This window comes from Pseudochrobactrum sp. Wa41.01b-1, from assembly GCF_019464455.1.
GTDB classification, from domain to species: domain Bacteria; phylum Pseudomonadota; class Alphaproteobacteria; order Rhizobiales; family Rhizobiaceae; genus Pseudochrobactrum; species Pseudochrobactrum saccharolyticum.
This window is the reverse complement of record NZ_CP080493.1, coordinates 1909551-1928563: the sequence shown is the minus strand read 5'-3', so window position 1 is coordinate 1928563 and position 19013 is coordinate 1909551. Positions and strand designations below refer to the sequence as shown.

Annotated in this window: 17 protein-coding genes and 4 pseudogenes; 13 read left to right on the top strand and 8 right to left on the bottom strand. The window is 60.6% G+C overall.

The genetic code is table 11. From position 1 onward, the window contains the following. Positions 1-2: 2 nt before the first annotated feature. The 8 genes and pseudogenes from trbJ to K1X45_RS08915 all read left to right on the top strand — a co-directional run bounded on the left by trbJ (position 3) and on the right by K1X45_RS08915 (position 6456). On the top strand, positions 3-770 hold the full coding sequence (gene trbJ, locus K1X45_RS08950; protein WP_220158615.1) for a P-type conjugative transfer protein TrbJ: 768 nt from the start codon (positions 3-5) through the stop codon (positions 768-770). 22 nt (positions 771-792) lie between these two features. Continuing rightward, a complete protein-coding gene (trbK-alt, locus tag K1X45_RS08945; protein WP_220158614.1) occupies positions 793-1080 on the top strand; it encodes a putative entry exclusion protein TrbK-alt in 288 nt (95 codons plus the stop codon). 3 nt (positions 1081-1083) lie between these two features. Further along, positions 1084-2442, top strand: a complete 1359-nt coding sequence (gene trbL / locus K1X45_RS08940) for a P-type conjugative transfer protein TrbL (RefSeq protein WP_220158613.1) — start codon at positions 1084-1086, stop codon at positions 2440-2442. After that, positions 2439-3125 (top strand): conjugal transfer protein TrbF, encoded by a 687-nt coding sequence (gene trbF / locus K1X45_RS08935; RefSeq protein WP_220158612.1) that lies wholly within the window; start codon positions 2439-2441, stop codon positions 3123-3125. The genes trbL and trbF overlap by 4 nt, the downstream gene beginning before the upstream one ends. Then, a pseudogene (gene trbG, locus K1X45_RS08930) lies at positions 3125-4113 on the top strand (P-type conjugative transfer protein TrbG). The gene trbF and the pseudogene trbG overlap by 1 nt, the downstream one beginning before the upstream one ends. Beyond that, positions 4110-5255, top strand: coding sequence for a TrbI/VirB10 family protein (locus K1X45_RS08925; RefSeq protein ID WP_220158611.1), 1146 nt, complete (start codon positions 4110-4112; stop codon positions 5253-5255). Before trbG ends, K1X45_RS08925 begins: the two are co-directional and overlap by 4 nt. A gap of 2 nt (positions 5256-5257) precedes the next feature. After that, the gene (locus tag K1X45_RS08920; protein ID WP_220158610.1) at positions 5258-5473 is read left to right on the top strand and encodes a DUF2274 domain-containing protein; all 216 of its coding nucleotides are present in this window, start codon (positions 5258-5260) and stop codon (positions 5471-5473) included. Positions 5474-5715: 242 nt separating this feature from the next. After that, positions 5716-6456: pseudogene (locus K1X45_RS08915) on the top strand (class I SAM-dependent methyltransferase). Positions 6457-6575: 119 nt separating this feature from the next. Here K1X45_RS08915 and K1X45_RS08910 read toward each other — a convergent pair. The 5 genes from K1X45_RS08910 to K1X45_RS08890 all read right to left on the bottom strand — a co-directional run bounded on the left by K1X45_RS08910 (position 6576) and on the right by K1X45_RS08890 (position 10853). Then, positions 6576-7682 (bottom strand): alpha/beta hydrolase, encoded by a 1107-nt coding sequence (locus K1X45_RS08910; protein WP_220158609.1) that lies wholly within the window; start codon positions 7680-7682, stop codon positions 6576-6578. Between the two features lie 80 nt (positions 7683-7762). Continuing rightward, positions 7763-8233 carry a cyclophilin-like fold protein gene (locus tag K1X45_RS08905; protein ID WP_255560368.1) on the bottom strand — a complete coding sequence of 157 codons (471 nt, stop codon included), beginning with the start codon at positions 8231-8233 and terminating at the stop codon, positions 7763-7765. A gap of 1 nt (position 8234) precedes the next feature. After that, on the bottom strand, positions 8235-9425 hold the full coding sequence (locus tag K1X45_RS08900; protein WP_220158608.1) for an MFS transporter: 1191 nt from the start codon (positions 9423-9425) through the stop codon (positions 8235-8237). 200 nt (positions 9426-9625) lie between these two features. Next, positions 9626-10120 carry a hypothetical protein gene (locus K1X45_RS08895; RefSeq protein WP_220158607.1) on the bottom strand — a complete coding sequence of 165 codons (495 nt, stop codon included), beginning with the start codon at positions 10118-10120 and terminating at the stop codon, positions 9626-9628. 163 nt (positions 10121-10283) lie between these two features. Further along, positions 10284-10853 (bottom strand): hypothetical protein, encoded by a 570-nt coding sequence (locus K1X45_RS08890; RefSeq protein WP_220158606.1) that lies wholly within the window; start codon positions 10851-10853, stop codon positions 10284-10286. Between the two features lie 149 nt (positions 10854-11002). Between K1X45_RS08890 and K1X45_RS08885 the strand changes: the two genes are divergently transcribed. Further along, the gene (locus tag K1X45_RS08885) at positions 11003-11896 is read left to right on the top strand and encodes a LysR family transcriptional regulator (protein ID WP_220158605.1); all 894 of its coding nucleotides are present in this window, start codon (positions 11003-11005) and stop codon (positions 11894-11896) included. Between the two features lie 704 nt (positions 11897-12600). Here K1X45_RS08885 and K1X45_RS08880 read toward each other — a convergent pair. From K1X45_RS08880 to K1X45_RS16065, 3 genes and pseudogenes are all read right to left on the bottom strand, one after another. Beyond that, a complete protein-coding gene (locus K1X45_RS08880; RefSeq protein ID WP_220158604.1) occupies positions 12601-15501 on the bottom strand; it encodes an autotransporter outer membrane beta-barrel domain-containing protein in 2901 nt (966 codons plus the stop codon). A gap of 291 nt (positions 15502-15792) precedes the next feature. Then, a pseudogene (locus K1X45_RS08875) lies at positions 15793-15918 on the bottom strand (integrase core domain-containing protein); the annotation flags it as partial. Positions 15919-16132: 214 nt separating this feature from the next. Further along, positions 16133-16369 (bottom strand): alpha/beta fold hydrolase, encoded by a 237-nt coding sequence (locus tag K1X45_RS16065; protein WP_370627008.1) that lies wholly within the window; start codon positions 16367-16369, stop codon positions 16133-16135. Between the two features lie 236 nt (positions 16370-16605). Between K1X45_RS16065 and K1X45_RS16010 the strand changes: the two genes are divergently transcribed. From K1X45_RS16010 to K1X45_RS08850, 4 genes and pseudogenes are all read left to right on the top strand, one after another. Then, positions 16606-16854 carry an HTH domain-containing protein gene (locus tag K1X45_RS16010; RefSeq protein WP_370627007.1) on the top strand — a complete coding sequence of 83 codons (249 nt, stop codon included), beginning with the start codon at positions 16606-16608 and terminating at the stop codon, positions 16852-16854. Between the two features lie 286 nt (positions 16855-17140). Further along, the gene (locus K1X45_RS16005; RefSeq protein WP_255560367.1) at positions 17141-17305 is read left to right on the top strand and encodes a hypothetical protein; all 165 of its coding nucleotides are present in this window, start codon (positions 17141-17143) and stop codon (positions 17303-17305) included. Between the two features lie 90 nt (positions 17306-17395). Next, positions 17396-18299: pseudogene (locus K1X45_RS08860) on the top strand (transposase). A 29-nt stretch (positions 18300-18328) separates the two neighbouring features. Next, entirely contained in the window at positions 18329-18586 is a 258-nt protein-coding gene (locus tag K1X45_RS08850; protein WP_220158602.1) for a DDE-type integrase/transposase/recombinase, read from the top strand. Positions 18587-19013 lie beyond the last annotated feature (427 nt).

Sequence of the window (19013 nt, the reverse complement as noted above, 5' to 3'; positions counted from 1 at the left end):
CCATGAGAATCCGTTTTACCCACTCGCGCGCCGCGATTCTGGCCGCAACCATGCTTGTTGTTTCGCCCGTCTTGGCGACGCAGCAGGCCCATGCCTTCGGCTTCGGCCGCATCGTCTATGACCCGACGAACTATGCGCAAAACGTCCTGACGGCGGCGCGCGCGCTGGAGCAGATCACCCATCAGATTACGAGCCTGCAAAACGAAGCGCAGATGCTCATCAATCAGGCCAGGAACCTCGCGAGCCTGCCGTTCTCCGCGCTCCAGACCTTGCAGCAGAATGTCCAGCGCACCCAGCAGCTTCTCGGCCAGGCGCAGAACATCGCCTTCGACGTGCAGAAGATTGATCAGGCGTTCCAGAGCCAGTACGGCAACGTCTCGCTGTCGGCGACCGACGCGCAACTGGTCGCGGGCGCGCGCGACCGCTGGAAGAACACCGTCGGCGGCTTGCAGGACGCGATGCGCGTGCAGGCCGGGGTCGTCGGCAATATCGACGCCAACCGCACGCAGATGTCGGCGCTGGTCGGCCAGAGCCAGGGCGCGACCGGCGCATTGCAGGCGGCGCAGGCAGGCAACCAGCTTCTCGCCCTCCAGTCGCAGCAGCTTTCCGACCTGATCGCGCTTCTCGCCGCCAATGGCCGTGCCGGTACGCTGACCGAGGCCGAGCGCGCCGCCGCAGCCGAACAGGGCCGCGAGCAGCGCCGTCGGTTCCTGACGCCCGGCTCCGGCTACCAGCCGGGCAGCGCGCAGATGTTCAACAACGGCAACTGATCGCCAGAAGGGGAGCACCGTCATGGACGGCAAGATGCTTGCCCGGCTGGGCGCAATCATATTCGTCGCGGTCGCCATCACCGCGACCGCGATCGAGATGACCCGCAAGGAAGAGGCTCCGGCATCCGCGCCGGCCAGCCTCCAACAGGCCCTGCGCGATCCGCTGCGCGAAGGGCAGCGCCGGTGCCAGCTTCTTGGCCAGAAGGCGGCCGAGGATAGCGAGTGTATGCGGGTCTGGGCCGAAAGCCGCGACCGCTTTCTCGGCCGCACGCCCGCGCCGCTTTCGCCCCTCCAGAGCGAAGGGCATTGATCCATGGGCGGCGCTGGCGTCATCGACAATTTTCTTGGGGTCTTCACCCGCTATATCGACTCCGGCTTCGGGCTCTTGTCCGGCGAGGCCGCCTTCATCGCGACCACGCTCATCGTCATCGACGTGACGCTGGCCGCGCTGTTCTGGTCCTGGGCCGCCGATGATGACATCATTGCTCGGCTCGTGAAGAAGACGCTGTTCGTCGGAGTCTTCGCCTATCTCATCGGCAACTGGAACAATCTCGCGAAGATCGTCTTCGACAGCTTCGCCGGTCTCGGCCTGAAGGCCAGCGGGACCGGCTTTTCTGCCGCCGACCTGATGCGTCCCGGCAAGGTGGCGCAAACCGGCCTCGATGCCGCCCGGCCGCTGTTAGAGGCAATCTCGCCGCTGATGGGCTGGATCTCAGTCTTCGAGAACCTGATTCAGATCGTGTGCCTGCTCTTCGCCTGGGCGCTCGTGATCCTCGCCTTCTTCATCCTGGCGATCCAGCTTTTCGTGACGCTGATCGAGTTCAAGCTGTCGACCCTCGCCGGATTCGTCCTCATTCCGTTCGGACTCTTCGGGAAAACCGCCTTCATGGCCGAGCGCGTGCTTGGCAACGTGATTTCCAGCGGCATCAAAGTTCTGGTGCTGGCGGTCATCATCGGCATCGGCTCGACGCTCTTCGGCGAGTTCACCAAGGGCTTCGGCGGCACGACCCCGACCGTCGACGACGCCATGGCGATCGTGCTCGCCGCTCTCTCATTGCTCGGCCTCGGCATCTTCGGCCCCGGCATCGCCAACGGCCTCGTCTCCGGCGGTCCCCAGCTCGGCGCGGGCGCGGCTGTGGGCACCGGCCTTGCCGTCGGCGGCGCAGCCCTCGCGGCGGCGGCGGTGGCGGGTCTCGCCCTCAAAGGCGGATCGGTGGCGCTCTCTGGTGGCGCTGCCGCCATGCGCGGCGGGGCGACCGCCGCAGGCGCTGCATCCGCAGCCTATAGCCTCGGTTCGCTCGGACAGTCGGGGGCCGCAGGCGTTGCCTCCGGTCTCGGCGGCGTCGGACGCGCAGGGGCAAGTGCGGCGGGCAATGCCATGTCCTCGCCGCTGCGCCGCGCCGCCGCCAGCATGAAGTCCAACTTTTCCGATGGCGCCAAATCCGGTTTCGGAGCGACCGGCGGCAGCTCGACCATGGGCACCATCGGCGGCGCGTCGGAAAGCCCGGCCGCTCCGGCCCAACCGTCCGCCGATGCACCCGGATGGGCGCAGCGGATGCGCCAGTCCGGTCATATGGGTCGAGCCGCACAGATCGCTGCGCATGCCATCCGCTCCGGCGACAGCCACGGCTCCGGCTCTTCCGTCAACCTCTCTGAAAGTGACCGCTCATGAACCTCTTCAGGCGACCCGCCGCGCATTACGGCAAGACCCCGCAACCCGAAACGCCCTACCATAAGGCGGCCCAGGTCTGGGACGACCGCATCGGCTCGGCACGCGTTCAGGCAAAGAACTGGCGCTATATGGCCTTCGGCTCGCTGGTCCTCTCGGCGGGCTTTGCCGCAGCACTCGTCTGGCAGTCGGTGCAGGGCACCGTCGTTCCCTGGGTGGTGCAGATCGACAATCTCGGCCAGGCCCAGACCGTCGCGCCGGCGACCGCCGACTTCCGCCCGACCGATCCGCAGATCGCATGGCATCTCGGCCGCTTCATCGAGCAAGTCAGGAGCATTTCCGCCGATCCGATCATCGTGCGGCAAAACTGGCTGCGTGCCTACGAGTGGACCACGGATCGCGGCGCAGGCGCGCTCAACGACTATGCCCGCACCAATGATCCTTTCACCAAGGTCGGCACGCAGCAGATCGCGGTCGACGTCTCCAGCGTCATCCGGGCATCGCCCGACAGTTTCCGCGTTGCCTGGACTGAGCGGCATTTCGAGAACGGCCAGCTTTCGGGGACTGAGCGCTGGACTGCGATCCTCACCATCGCCATCCAGCCGCCGCGCGACGCCGAGAGGCTGAAGGTCAATCCGCTCGGCATCTACGTCAACGCCATCAACTGGTCGCGGGAGATGAGCTAATGAGCCGCCCGGAATTCCGTAAAGGCGGCAATCCGTCTTTCCGTAAACCCGCAATCGCGGTTGTCCTGCTTTCAGCCACCATGCTGGCTGGCTGCGCCACCGCGAAAAAGCCGCCGCAGATCAGCTACGACGCGAGCGTGCCGCCTTTGCCGGCGATCCCGGCTGCGGTGACGGACGAACGGCTGAAGCCGATCCATGTCCCGCCCGCCTGGACGGTCGCGCGTGGCGGGCAGACTACCAGCACAGCGACTGGCCGTGTCGAGAACGCCAATGCCGCCGCCCGTGTGCAGCCGCGCCGCGAGGGCTACTTAACGCCATCCAGGTCTATCCATGGTCGGAGGGCGCGCTCTATCAGGTCTATGCCGCGCCAGGCCAGATTACCAATATCGCGCTCGAACCCGGCGAAAGCCTGACCGGCGCGGGACCGATCGCCGCTGGCGATACCGCCCGCTGGATCATCGGCGACACCGAATCCGGCTCTGGTGTGGCCCGCCGTGTGCATGTGCTGGTGAAGCCGACGCGCGCCGACATCACCACCAATCTTGTCATCACCACCGACCGGCGCACCTACATGCTTGAGATGCGTTCCGGCGAGAAGCCCTATATGCCCGCCGTGTCCTGGTCCTATCCCCAGCCGGCAGGTGGCGGGCGTCAGGCCGTTCCCGCAACGCCGGTCATTCCGGCCGTCGCCGCCCGCAATTATCGCTATGGCCTGACCGGCAGCAGCAATCCGCCATGGAAGCCCGTCGCCGTCTATGACGACGGCCGCCGTGTCTATGTCGAATTCCCGCGCGGCATCGTGCAGGGCGAAATGCCACCGATCTTCATCATCGGCCCCGAAGGCGAAGCCCAGATCGCCAACAGCCGTATCTATCAACACATCCTGATCGTCGATCGCCTGTTCGGCGCGGCCGAGTTGCGCCTTGGCGCTGGCGACCGCCAGCAGACCGTCAGGATCGTCCGCACCGACGGGAGGCCGCAATCATGAGTGAAGCCGAATCCAACGCCGCTCCGATGCGCCTGCGCGCCGAAGCTCCGCGGGTCACGCGCCTGTCGCGCAAGATGCTCGCCAGCGTCGCCGCCGTCGCCATGGTCGGCATCGGCGGGGCGCTGATCTACGCGCTCCAGACCCGCGCACCCGGCGATGGCGGTGAAGAACTTTACTCCACGGCCAATCGCCAGACCGCGGACGGCCTTGCCGGTCTGCCGCGCGACTATACCGGCCCGGTCCTCGGGCCGGCGCTACCCGGCGATCTCGGCGGCCCGATCCTGTCCGCGCAAAATGCCGGTCAACCCGTCGCGCCGCCGGTCGTTCCGACACCTGGCATCGATGAGGCCGAACAACGCCGCCTCGCCGAAGAGGAAGCCGCGCGCCTCAGCACAGTCTTCTTCCAGGCGCGGCAGGGATCGACGGGCGCTGTGGCGCCCGGTGCGATGCCGGGCCTTGCCGGCCTGGATCTCGGCGGGGTTGGCGGGCAGCCGACGACCGCGCAGGACCGCCAGCTTGCCTTCCTCAACGGGGCGGCTGACCGTCACACTGTGACGTCCGACCGTATGACACCTCCAGCGTCGCCCTTCGTTCTTCAGGCCGGTGCGGTCATCTCGGCGGCGCTCATCACCGGCATCCGTTCCGATCTTCCCGGCCAGATCACCGCGCAGGTGACGGAGAATATCTACGACAGCCCGACCGGCAGTATCCTGCTCGTGCCCCAGGGCACCCGGCTCATCGGGCAGTACGACAATTCCGTCCAGTTCGGGCAGCGGCGCGTGTTGCTTGTCTGGAACCGGCTGATCCTGCCGAACGGCCGCTCCATGGTGCTGGAGCGCCAACCGGGCGCAGACCCGCAGGGCTTCGCCGGTCTGGAGGATGGCGTCGATTACCACTGGTGGGATCTCGCCAAGGCCGCCGCGCTCTCGACGTTGCTCGGCGTCGGCGCAGAACTCGCTACCGACGACAATGACCGCCTGATCCGCGCGATCCGCGGCGGCGCACAGGACACGATCAACCAGGCGGGGCAGCAGATCGTCCAGCGCCAGTTGCAGGTCGCGCCGACGCTGACCATCCGGCCCGGTTTCCCGGTCAGGGTCATTGTTACAAGGGATTTAGTCTTTGAGCCTTACAGGAATTGACCATGACCAAACTGAAACTCGGCCCCATCGCCAATGAGAAACCCGTGAAGGTAACGGTGGAGCTGCCCGCGGCGCTCCACCGCGATCTCATCGACTATGGCCGCCTCCTGGCTGAAGGCGGTGCGCCAATCGAGCCCGCAAAGTTGGTCGTTCCGATGCTGGAGCGCTTCATCGCTACCGATCGCGGCTTCGCCAAGGCGAGGCGAACCAGCTCCTGATCTCTCAGTCTCCTGACGCCTTGGTGAGGTGGGCCGTTTCTTGACCTTCACGGGCTTTCCATAGGAACACTTGGCCGTTGGTCGAGAAGGATATCCACGTCGTCGCTCGGCATCGCCCGTCAGGATGCCCGGATGTCGACCCCGTAACAACACGCGGATCGCCAGTCTTGGTCTCGCCCCTTACGGACGAGGTTTCGCGATATGCGGTCGTGCCTCGTCCTCTCAACATGCAGGAGAGTGCAATGGCACAGAACATCTACGACAACCCCGACTTCTTCTCCGGCTACAGCCAGTTGCCCCGTCAGGTGCAGGGCCTCGACGGTGCGCCGGAATGGCCGGCGATCCGGGCTATGCTGCCGGCGCTTGCCGGAAAGGGCGTCGTCGATCTCTGATGCGGCTTCGGCTGGGCCTCGCGCTGGATGCGCGAGCAAGGCGCGGTCTCGGTCCTCGGCCTCGATCTGTCCGAGAAGATGATCGCCCGTGCGAAGGCCGATACCAGCGACGCAGCCATCGAATACCGCATTGCCGATCTTGAAACGCTGGAGCTGCCAGCCGCCGCATTCGATCTCGCCTATAGCGCGTTGACCTTCCACTATCTGCGCGACTTCGATCGCCTCGTGCGCATGATCCACGCCGCCCTGGTTCCCGGCGGTGAGTTCGTGTTCACCATCGAGCACCCGATCTACATGGCGGCGGCGCATCCGCGTTGGATCGCCGACGAGGACGGCCGCAAGACCTGGCCGGTCAACGGCTATTCCGTCGAGGGCGAGCGCCGCACCGACTGGTTCGCCAAGGGCGTGCTGAAGTACCACCGCACGATGGCGACGACGCTCAATGCGCTGATCGGCACAGGCTTCCAGATCCGCCGGATCGAGGAATTCGCGCCGACGCCGGAGCAGATCGAGCAGATGCCGGGGCTCGCCGAGGAAATGGAGCGGCCGATGATGCTTCTGGCCGCGGCGCAAAAGCTCAACGCGGAATAGAGGCGCATCCCGTCATGACACATCCGGCGACGGGCTGCGCTCGTCGCCGGACTATGGTGCCGGGGCTGGCCCGGCACGATCAAGGCGCCTTTGCCCGTGGGCACGGGCGCCTTCGATGCTTACGCGGCGAGGTGCTGGTTGAAGAAGCTGGTCAGCTTGTCGAACGGGATCACGTCGACCTTGTCGTAAAGATCGACGTGGCTGGCGCCCGGGATAATCACCAGTTCCTTCGGCTCCGCCGCCGCCGCGAAGGCGGTTTCGCTGAAATAGCGCGAATGAGCCTTTTCGCCGTGGATGAACAGGATCGGCCGCGGCGAGATTTCCGCAATGTAGGTCAGGATCGGCAGGTTCATGAACGCCAGGGGCGTGGTCTGCGTCCAGGCGTTGCCGGAATTGACGGCGCGCTTATGATAGCCGCGCGGCGTGCTGTAGTAGTCGTGATAGTCGATCATGAACTGCGGCGAGTCCGACGCGACATTGGCGTTATACGCTGCCTGATAGGCAGGCGTTCCGGCTTCGGCATCCGCCCAACGCTGCCGGCTCAATTGCTCCAGCGTCTGCGTGCGCTGTTCGGGGGTGACGCTGTCGTTGTAGCCCTTCGACATGACCCGGGTCATGTCATACATGGTGCTGGCGACCACGGCCCTGACGCGCTTGTCGATAGCCACGGCGCTCAGCGCCATGCCGCCCCAGCCGCAGATGCCGATCACGCCGATACGCTCGCGGTCGACAGCATCGTGCAGGCCGAGATAGTCCACGCCCGCCATGAAATCCTCGGTGCTGATGTCGGGCGATGCGACATTGCGCGGCTCACCGCCGCTTTCGCCGGTATAGGACGGATCGAAGGCCAGCGTGGCGAAGCCGCGCTCGGCCATGGTCTGCGCATAGAGGCCCGAAGACTGCTCCTTCACCGCGCCGAACGGGCCGCTGACGACGATGGCGGGAAGACGGTTGTTCGCCCGGTCCTTCGGCAGGTAGAGATCGCCCGACAACGTGATGCCGTAGCGGTTCTTGAACGAGATCTTCTGGTAGTCGACTTTTTCGCTTTGCGGGAAAACCTTGTCCCAGTCCTGTGACATCGTTTGAGCCTTTGCTTCTGGAGTGCTGAGAAACGACGCTGCGCTGAGGGCCGCGACACCCACGCCAGCAAGTTTGAGGAGATCGCGGCGGCCCGTATCGGGTGCGTCTTGTCCGGTTGCGTTTCGGGGAGTGCTTTGCTGATTCATGTCGGGTTCTCCTTACTGTTTACGGGAAGCCCTCGATCAAATGAGGGCCAAATTGGCAGTGGGGCGCGCAGCACTGAGGATCAGGACAGTGCCTCAGCGCGCAGTGGGAATTCGCCTCGCACCATGAGGGGCGCGATGCCGCCATCAAGGCGGCCGAGACGGATCAGGCCGCGCGACCATCGATAAGGGGCGTAGAACATCACGAGGTTGCCCCAGGGCGCGTAATAGCAAAGGTCGCCGACCGCCTCGTTGCTGATGCGGCTGGTGGTGTCGCCGCTCAGCTTGCGCGGTAGATAGGCGATCTTCTCGTTGTCCGCGTAGTCGCTGATCTTCAAGTCGAGCGGCAGCATCGAGAACAGGTCGCGGGCGGGCGCGGTATTCTCCAGCGTTGCCGTGAAGTCCTGGTCGGCGAAAGTGAATCTGAGGCGCATGGCGGCTCCTTCCTGCGCCAGGGCCTTGCCCGTCAGCGCCGTGATCAGCGTGGGAATGGCGAGGCTGGCCGCACCGGCTGCCAGCAGCGAGCGCCGGGAAATTCGGGAAGCCACCGTCATATCAGGCTTCCTCCGGCTTCAGCATGCGCTGGCCGTTGCCGATCAGCATGACCGCGAGAACGGCCAGAACCACGCTGCCGATAAAGGTGGCCTGGATGGAGATGCCATCCAGCAGGAAGCCGCCGACCACCGCGCCGAGCAGGATCGAGGCCTGGATAGCCGCGACCATCAGGCTGCCGGCAGCCTCGGGCGCATCGTCCGCGTTCTGCGACATCCATGTCATCCAGATGACCGAGAACATGGTGTTCATCGCGCCCCAGATGGCCATGAACAGACCCACGGCGGCGACCGAAAAGCCGAGAAGCAAAAGCCCGGCGGTGGCGCCGCCCATGACCAGCGCCGGCAGCTTCAGGAGGGGGGCAACATTGCCCTTGATGAACCGACCCGCCGCCCATGTGCCGATGAAGCCCGCACAGCCCAGAAGCAGCAGGAGCACCGAAAGCATGGTCACATCGACACCCGTCACCTGCTCAAGAAACGGGCGCAGATAGGTGAACATGGTGAAGGCCGAACCCCAGGACAGCATGCAGGCCACGAGGCCGCGCAGGAAGTACGGGCGTTTCATCAGGCCGAGCATGGCCCGGAAGTCCTGCTTCTCGCCGGCAGGCAGGGACGGCAGCGCGATCACATGCCAGACGAGATTGACGGCGACGATCGGCGTCAGCGCCCAGAAGACTTCGCGCCAGCCGAACATGCCGCCGAGATAGCTGCCGACGGGCGCCGCGAAGGCCGCTGCAATCGCCTGGCCGCCATACATCAGCGCAAGCGCGCGCGGCACATCCTCAGCGGGAACCAGACGCATGATGACCGCGGTCGCCAGCGCCCAGAAGCCGCCGATGCAGATGCCGAGAAGCGCGCGGCCGATCATCAGTACCGTGAAATTCGGCGCGGCGGCGACCAGAACCAGCGACAGTAGCATGAACGCCGTCAGCGCGATCAGCACCCATTTCCGGTTCAGCCTTCCGGCAACAGTGGTCACGAGCATGCTGGCCACGACGGCGAACAGCCCGCTGATCGAGATTGCCTGCCCCGTCTGTCCTTCGGTCGCATGCAGCCCCTCGGCCATCGGCGTCAGCAAGCTGACCGGCATGAACTCGGAGGCGATTAGCATCGCCACGCAGAGCGCCATCGAAAAAACGGCGCCCCAGGCGGCAGCGGGCTTACTACTTACATCTGCTTTGGCGGCATCCATACTATCCGCTTTCTCCTGAAATTTTGGCTGGCCTGAAACTTAGCGACATTGTGATCAAGCGATTAGTCGCCAAAATCCGAATGAAGCAATCGATCTCATCGATTAATCTTCACATATTCATGCTGTACTTGAAGCGACCATATGGGCGCGGTTGGATCGGCTGTGGCCCGCCGTCGTTCGGTAGCGTGCCGCGCCGTGGGTTAGGTGTAGGCGAGGAGCCGACCGGCGAAGATCACACCCGTCCATGCGATCAGCGACACTCCTGCCCCGACGCAGGCGGCGACCGGGGCAACGGCGGCATCCTTCCACTCATCGACCCGGCGGTAGACGCCGTAGTGGAACACCAGCACATTGAGACAGGCGAGGATCAGCAGGCCGAACTTCCACGGTGCAGCTCCAGTACCGGCGACCACGGTCGCCTGCGCGCTGAGCAGCGCAATGCCCGTGGCAACAGCGATGGCCATGCCGATGTGGGAGACCGGCAGTAGATAGCGCGCGGCTGTGGTTACGGACACGACGCGATGCCCGACTCCCAGCAATCGAAGGTCGAAGCTGAAAGCCGGGCCAACGAGGACAGCAATCCCAAGGATGTGGGTGGCTTCGAGCACGGGATAGAGGTATTCGGCATTCCGTACCGTCTCGCCGAGCGCAGAGCCCTGCAACAGCTTCAACAACGAGTTGAGCAAATCAAGCATACTTCGTTCAATTCTGTCTGGCGCTATGGCGGGGGCGGCGGAAACCCACCGCACCGGCTACGACAACGATCTCCTGAGTAGCCGCTTGACCTCCCGATCTCGGAGTCTGGGGCTACGTCTTTGGCATGGTGTTCGGGCTGGCATTCGCATCTGATGCGGAAGCCTAGTCCGGTATCGGCGCTCTTACCGGAAGCGTATTGCCGAGCACCTGGTTCACCGGCACGGCGTCATCCCCGAACCAGAAGACAACCGGACGGAACAGGCCGTCATCCGTCCGATTGATGTAGCCGACAGCCTGGAAACGCTCACCGATCTTCAGCGCACGGCCGAGGCCCCATCTGCCCGACCAGGCCGGCGGCGCAATAATGATCTGAAGCGCCTTGTGGGGGCCTTTGTACGAGAGGGCGGCATTGACCCGGCGACTGTCCTCCGGATTTTGCAATTGCTCTGGAATCGCCAGCTTCGGCGTGCGGGCAGGCAGGTTGCCGTCCAGCGTTATGTCGAAGAGCGAGTGCGGATTACCCCAGGTGCCATCCGAGGAGACCTTTCCCGCGATATAGATGAGACGATCGGTATGGAAGCCGGGCCAGCCATGATGCGCGAACGCCGGCACGGCCATAAACGACGAAAGGAACGGCGCAGCCGCAAGGCCGGCAGTGGCGAGGAGAATACGGCGGCGAACAGGTGATATTGCATCGTCGTCTTGCGTCCGAATTCGGTCTTGTTCAGGCATGCTCGGTCTCCCTTGCTATCCGCTTGATTTTGAAATTCTTGTTGGTCTGTATTGTAACTGCTTTGCGATCAAGCGATTACCCGCTAAAATCCGCATGAATCAATCGATACTGTCGATTAATGTTTTTGTGGACGCAGCAGGCGAGGCACATGGAGCAAACCGATTTCAACCACCTGACCTGGTTCCGGATCGTGGCCGAAGAGCGGAGCTTCACGAAGGCGGCGGCACGGATCGGCGTGGCGCAATCAACGCTCAGCCATACGATCAAGCAGCTCGAAGCGCGGATGGGTATCCGGCTTCTGACACGCACCACGCGCAATGTCGCGACCACGGCTGCGGGCGAGCGGCTGCTTCGCACGATCACGCCGCGCATGGCGGAGATCGAGGACGAGATCGCCGCACTGATGGAGTTTCGCGACAAGCCGTCGGGCTCGATAAAACTCACCCTGTCCGACCATGCGCTGGAAAGCATCGTTTGGCCGAAGCTGAAACCCGTCCTCAAGGACTATCCCGACATCAGTGTCGAATTGCTGCTGGACAGCACCTTCCGCAATATCGTCGAAGAAGGATTCGATGCTGGCGTGCGCTTAGGCGAAAGCGTCGAGAAGGACATGATTGCGGTCCGCATCGGACCGGACTGGCGGCTGGTTGCCGTGGCATCGCCGGATTATCTCAACGCGCATGGCGTGCCAGCACACCCGAAGGATCTCGTCCGGCACATCTGTATCAACATGCGCCACGAGACCGCAGGCGGTCTCTATGGTTGGGAGTTTGCAAAAGACGGTGAGGAGTTGCGGGTTCGTGTCGACGGCCAGCTCACCTTCAATAACTCTTACGCAATGATCGACGCCGCTTTGAATGGTTATGGCATCGCCTATGTGCCGGAGAACATTGTGGAGCGGCAGATCGCTTCGGGCGAACTGGTCCAGGTTCTCGACGACTGGTCGCCGTTTTTCGATGGCTATTTCCTCTACTATCCCAGCCGACGCCAGAACCTCCCAGCGTTCAAGATCATTGTGGATGCCTTGCGGCATCGCGATTGATCAGTGCGTTGGCGATCAACTCATTGGGCAACGGCCCATGCCGCGCTAAACGGCTCGTCATGCGAATACCTGCGGATCAGGCTTTTTCCGAGCTCCCCACGTAGATGCACCACGAGTGTTTTCGATAGCCGAGATGTGGCGCGGTAACAGCGCCACTGCAGACTGGAGCGCGCGTCGTTCCCAACCCGTTATGTCCGTAGAGCTTGCCCAGTAAAAGACCGGTCAGCTCTTGTTTGAAGGCATGAGGGGACGGTGGCCCTCAGTAAGTTCTTCAACGACGCGCTGCGATCAACTGGCGACCATAAGGCTGAAAAAACGATTAGTTCGTGTTCATCCGCAAACGACACAAAAGCCGGTCGAACGTTGGGAAGACTGAATTAGCCGCTCCAACGATGGTGAGTGGCATTCAACGCCAACTCCCTTTACGCGGCCCGATATCTGGCCAAGTCGATCTTTGGCTGAGGAACCCGGTATGGCACACCGAGCCAGTTCAACTCGCGCGCGATGAAGGGGAATAGATTAGGCGACTTGATCGCGGGCCTAATTGGGTTCGGCCTCATTGGCGATCACATGGGATATCAGGCGCCTTTCGCCGTGTCGGTGCTCGTCGACGAGATCCTCTTCACGCTCTGGCATGCCGCTTCCCTGAATCGACCGCGAAGCCATCGTCCGGGCTGTGTCTGCTCGGACGATGATTCGGATGCCTACCACTTCACGCGCAAGCCGAGATTGCCCTTGAAGTTGTAGCTGTCGCCAAAATCGTTTAGGCTGGTCTCGATCGTGCCTTCGCCGTAGAGCGAGAACTGGTCGTCGTTCCAATTATATGTCCCGCCGAGACCGATGCCGCCCCAGGTGCGATCGTTGCGGCTGGCAAGTCGCAGGGCGTCGAGATGGACCCTGCCGTCGCCCAGGAATTCGCGATGCAGATTAGCGATGCCGTAGACCATGGCGCGACGCGTCATGCCGGCCTCGTCCTTCCAGCTCAGACTGTTTTCCACCGCGACGCCCAGCCGGCCGAGTAGGCTCCTGTTGCGGTCCATTTTGATCGTCGCGCTGACCGGGTCGGTGAAACTGTCGAAATCGACATGCGAATAGGCAAGCTGCGCCTGCGGCGTCACCGACCAGTGTTCGTCCAGCATGAAGCGCCTGCCGCTTTCCAAAGAGAGGGCATAGCCGAAGCCGTCATTGTCTTCGGCGAGCGTCGGCGTCAGCGCGAAATCGGCGGAAAGATCACTCCTGTACCATGTCGCGTGGGCCTGGCCATCGATATAGAAGCCGTTCTGCTCATACCAGGTTAGCGTGCCGGACAGACCGTAACCGTCTGTATCGATCTCGCCATCGCCGTAGATCGAGGAAATATCCGCCTTCGCATGGCCGTAATGCGCGCCCAGCCCGCCGATCAGTCTGCCATCCTGCGTTTCATGTAGCAGGCCATCGATACCGGCCCGCAGCTTCCACCAGTCCGCGTCATAGCGAGTGCCGGTGGTGGAGTGGTCCGGCCTGAAGCGGGAAGACGATCCTTCGACAATGCCCCATACGCCATTGTTCTCGACTAGCGCGCGGGCCTGCCGGTCGGGATCAGCATGGGCCTGCGACCAGTAACGGTTGCCGACGCGCTGCTGCAGCGTGCCGACCCGGTTGAGGCTCTGCAAAAGATTGCCATAGGTTTCGTAGACCGGTGCGCCACGCTGGTAGATCGAGCCTTCCGGCTCGCCCGGCCCTTCGCCTGGATTTCCGCCGGGGTTTTCTCCGCCTTCTCCGGGTTCTTCCGGTTGCTTGGCCGCGGCGGAGCGCAGATACCAGTCGCCGTCATCGGCCGTCTCGATGCCGTTCTTGTAGAGCCTGTAGCCATAGGCGCCGGCATAGACCACCTTGTCGCCTTGGAAATAATCCCGGCTGTCCAGCTCGAACGTGCCTTTGGAATCGCCGTCGATCTGCACGATACGGATGCCGTTGACTGTCGGCGCGCCTTCGCCCTGCAGGTTGATGACGCGCACATGGGTGTGGCCATAGGTGCTGCCGGTCACATGTAGAAGATCGGTGCTGGAATTGTCATCGCCCAGAACGGTTTCGATCTCCAGAAGGCCGTTTTCGCCGATATAGTCACCGGCCACCGTCAAGGTGCCGATGGAATTGCCGGGCGCGATCGTGCCGAGATTGAGTGTCGAGCCGACCTCCCCGATGCCCTGTAGGCGGCCATTTCCGTTCACGGTCATGGAGCCGCCGAGAATGCCGTCCACCTGCAGCGTACCGCCATGGACCGTCGTGACGCCGGTGAATTCGGAATTGTCGGCTGCCAAACGGGTCAGGCCCGCATGATGCTCGATCAGCCCGTTGCCATGGAGGGTCGGCTGGAAATCATAGGCCCCGGTTTGCGCTGTGGCGGTATGGTTAAAGACCAGTTGCCCCGCACCGTCGCCGAACCGGAGCGCAGGCGCATCTAGCGTGCCTGCCTTAGCGGCAGCTTCATCCGCGGCCGCCCCGATGTTTAGCATGCCTGTCGCGGTGCCGGCGGCAGCGATATAGATATCGCCGCTGCTGACAAGGGTACCTTCGCCGAGTGTCAGAATGGCTGCGCCAGAAATTCCAACAACCGTTTCCTTGGCGACCGTTATCTTGCCTCCACGTGTGATCCGCAGCACGCCTTGTGAGCCGGGGGCGGCTGCCATCAGCAGATCCGAGCCAACGTCAAGTTCTGCCTGATCTTCCACCGTGGCTTCGACCTGACCGAATTCTCCGATCAATCCCCAGCCTGTGGTCGTGATGCGCGAGTCTTCGCCAGTCAGAAGAAGGCTGGTCAGCGTGCCGTCGTTGCTACCTAGCTGCAACATCCCGGTTCGGTCCGCATGGCCCGTGCCGATGATTGAAATCTGACCGCCATTGCTGACCGTGGTTGAGGTGTCGCCTGTGAACCCGGCTGCTGAAAGGTCTCGGCCCGTGATTGTTAGAAGCGAGCCGTCACCATCCACTGTGAGCGTGCCTGAACCGTTAAGATTGCCGAGGCTGACATTCCAGGCGTCAACCTTCGCGCCATTAAGGATTTCGACATGTCCAACCCCATTGCGGTTGTTGCCGATATTGAGATTAGTAAAGCTATTTCTGATGGAGAGACGCGCATTTTCTCCTGAGATGGCGAGCTTGCCATAACCTGTGGCGCCGATATCGAGCGTGCGGTTCGCATTGACGACTGAGTCTATGATGTTGAACGTGCCGGAACTGTAAGCAGAGCTGTTATGGCCGACATAGATCATGTCGACATCAAAGTTCGAGCTATTAGTCAAATTCAGTGTGCCGCTAGTGCCGCTTGCAGTGCCGACGTAAAGCTGCTGCCCTTTGAAGGTCACACCGGAAGCGGAGGCCATGTTGGGCGTCGTGGTTTCGATCCTGACCGAAGCGTTGGTATTGGTTGCCGGCGCGATCCCGCCGGTCCAGTTCTGCCCGTTGCTCCAGTCGCTGGACTGCGCGCCTGTCCAGCTCTGGGAGAGGCCTGGCGTCGCGGACAGGATCAGAAGAAAGGGCAGAGCGGAGACGCCACCTGCCAGTATTACGATTCTCCTCGAAACAGTGTTTTTGAAGAAACGGTTTGTACGGCGCCCCACACCCATTGTCTACACTCCTATACTTATAAATACATCTTGTTTAATGTAAATACATATTCCCTAATGTAAATACATATTCTCTAAAAGACAGACTAAAAATTATCCATTTTGAGCAGAGCCTACTCAATACGAGGTGGATATTCGCTGAGCTTAGGACTTGTTAAATCAAATCCAGAAGATTACGGCTGCTACGCTGCATATTCTTAAGAAGAAGGTGTGAGCGAAACGGTCATATCTGGTGTGAATTCTCTTCCAGTCCTTGAGCTGGAGTGCTCCCCATTTCACCGGACACGTCGGCTAGATTGATTTAGCCCTGATGAACTGCCGAGGGGAAGCCATCTTGAGAGCGGAATGGGGTTGGATTTCGTTGTAGTCCTCGATCCATCCGTCGATGAGACGGAGCGCTGTTTCGGTTCTGGCAAGAATGATCATGGCCATCCCTGGTTCGGGCGTCTGAAGGGGGCAGTCTTTCCGGTAGAGGTTGCGAAGGAAGCGAGCCGCATTCTTGTCCAAAATGGTGTCCGCGACAGCTGCTGTCGATTGAAATGCACAAAGTAGTAGTCGCTGCCCAGGATCAGCTTTAGGAACTCGATCCACGGTGTTTCGCTACATTCCTGAAAGGGCAGGCTCAGATTGATCACCTTGTCGACCCTGCCTGGATGCAGCTAGGCCACCCACCCCACGCGACCACTGCACCCCAATCATGACCAACAAAGGTCGAATTTAGATATCCGTAGTAATTGAGGAGGGCGATGAGATCGTCCGTTCGGTGTTCGATGTTATAGGACATCACCTCGTCCGGGCGGGACGAGGTGCCGTATCCCCGGTGGTTCGGGACGATGACATGGTAACCGGTAGCTACAAGTAGGGGCACCGGGTGACGCCAGGAATAGGCATGCTCCTGCCAGCTGTGGCATAGCACGATGGGGCTGCCCCTGTTTTCGCGACCAGCCTCGAAAACTGCGAGATCAATGCCGTTGACCGGAAGAAGGGTGACTTTGGAAAATTCAATGTATCAAGCATCACTTTCTCATATTGTTGAAACTCGCTGTCGCAGGCTAGAGGAAAACGGTGCCGCATTTTGTCACCTTTGAAGAACAATGAACCCAAATGAAAGCCCGCTTCCGACAATACGCTATCATGCGTAGCCTTCGCCACAATAGCACATCGACGCTCGCCAGTCTTGCAGAGGCCGTTGGCGCATCCAGACTCACGGTGCTGCGTGACATCAGCGCGCTGCTTGATCAGGGCTTAGTCATGTATTCCGAGTCGGGGCGCGGGGCGGCCTGCAACTGGAGCCACAATCCGTTTAGACTACAGCTCGGCTCTCGGTTACCGAATTTTTGCTCTGCTCATTAGCGTCGCACTGCCAGCCTGCCCTTCTCAAGTCTGCTCGCTGCTGGGTTTGACAAGATCGAGAGAGCTTCCCCCCAGACAACCTGCGGGTCCTGCGACGGATATTGATCTGCTTATATGTTGGGCAGCTTTCTCCGCTGGTCGATATATCGGATATGGGGACGATAGACCCTTGTTGCTATGGACTCTCGAGGCCACATTTCTCCGGCTGCGGCATTTGGGCATTCAATATTGTGACTTGACGAGAATCGTGACCAGCCGAAATGTCGAACCGCAGGCCATGCTTATCTTGCCGCCACTTTGGTATCTGGTGGCCTGGGATCCGGCGCGAGAGGGGGCGCCATTTCGCATGGACTGGTTCGGCTGGCTGGAAATCGAAGAAGGTGTGACTTTTCAGCGACGCTATGTACCATTCGAGGATCATGTTCGCCCGGTTCGTGATTTGTCGCGCTAGAGCGTTTCCGTATTTTTCTGAATCTAATGCGATTTCAAAATCAGTTTTATTCTGATTCATTGATGCTGGCTGTATGAAGGCCAGCATCCGATGACCGCACTGATATCGAATAATCTTCGAGAGCGCGTTGTTGTCGCTGTTCTGAGTGGCGAAAGCGTTCGTTCAGTGGCGACGCCATTTGAAACTGCTGCGTCTTCAGTCGTGAAGTGGTCCCAGCGCTATCGTGCGACCAGATCGGTTCATCCCGGCAAGATGGGCGGACACCGCAGGCGAATACTCGGACCACCTAGTGATATCATTGTGCAACGGCTCGCCGAGAACCTGCACTTGACGTTGCATGGCCAGAAGGCGGAGTTGTCCGAGGGTGGTATTCCGGCTCGCACAATACAATCTGGGAATTCATTCGCTGCGAAGAGCTACGTTAAAAAACGCTGTTCGCTCTTGAGCAGGCGCGTGCCGACGTCACTCACAGATGGCAGCAGTGGAATGCCCTGCAAAATCATCTCAATCCTGAACGGCTGGTTATCATTGGCTTACAGCACCATGTGTCTTCGACAGGCCGATGTGTGGTTAGTGTTTCCGTGTCTATGTCGAGCAGCAGTTGGTGCCGGTGCTCATGCCAAGTGACATTGTCGTAATGGATAATCTCGGCAGCCACAAGTCGGCAACCATCCACTAATTGATCAAAGCCGCCGGTGCGCAACTCTGGTTCCTGCCATCCTATTCGCTGGACCTTAACCCGATCGAACGGGCCTTCTCCAAGATCAAACACTGGATGAGAAATGCACAAAAGCGCACCATCAATGACACATGGTGTCATATTGGTAGGCTGGTCGAAACCATCCAGCCCGCCGAGTGCCAAGATTATCTAGAAAATGCCGGATATGCTTCCCTCACCATCGCCGGCATCGAAGTCGCGCATATAAGCCGTAAAAACCAGTTTGTAAATGACAACTGCTTACCATTTCAGGTCTTTACTGAACTCGCAGCTTAAGTGCGTCTACAAATACGCATACTTAGAGCTTGACAAAAACTTTGCGACAGAACCAACGACGCAATACCAAGACGGCCAAGCTGTTTATTCGTAAACTCTTGTCAAGCCAGCCAGCAAGACCGCGTGTTATGGTGACTGATAAGCTTGGCTCTTATGGAGCCGCTAACTGGGAGATTGGGCTCACAGCCTTTGATCCCTGTCAGCATAAAGTCCTCAACAATTGGGCCGAGAATTCATATCATCCAATCTCCGTTGGCGGTGTCAGACCGCCAGAACATGTGGCGTGAACTCGCATACCTGAAATCCGCGTAATATCAATGGTATAGATCGAGCTGCGTCCGCCCATAGGCTAAGGTTGCAAAGCCGGTAACTCTGTCGCTGTGTTTGCATTATGGTGTATCTGTTCAGCGGGCAGAATTTAACCCTCTTTGCCTGCAAGTCTAGGCTGTTTGTGACAGCCACGATGAAAGTTATATTGTTGGGGATCAGAATGCACTGCTCTTAAGGGTGGCAGTCGAAGCGTCTTAAGGATTCGGATGCTGTCGATTATCGACGGTATATGAGGTTTTTCTGCTTTGGTACATTAATCGCGATTGTTTGATGTATTTCATCTGCTGAGTTTTGCAGGGACTTCGAATATAAGCATTAAATAATAAATTATTTTAGAATAATAATAATTTTATACAAAAAAAGTCGATATTTGCATAGATTCTG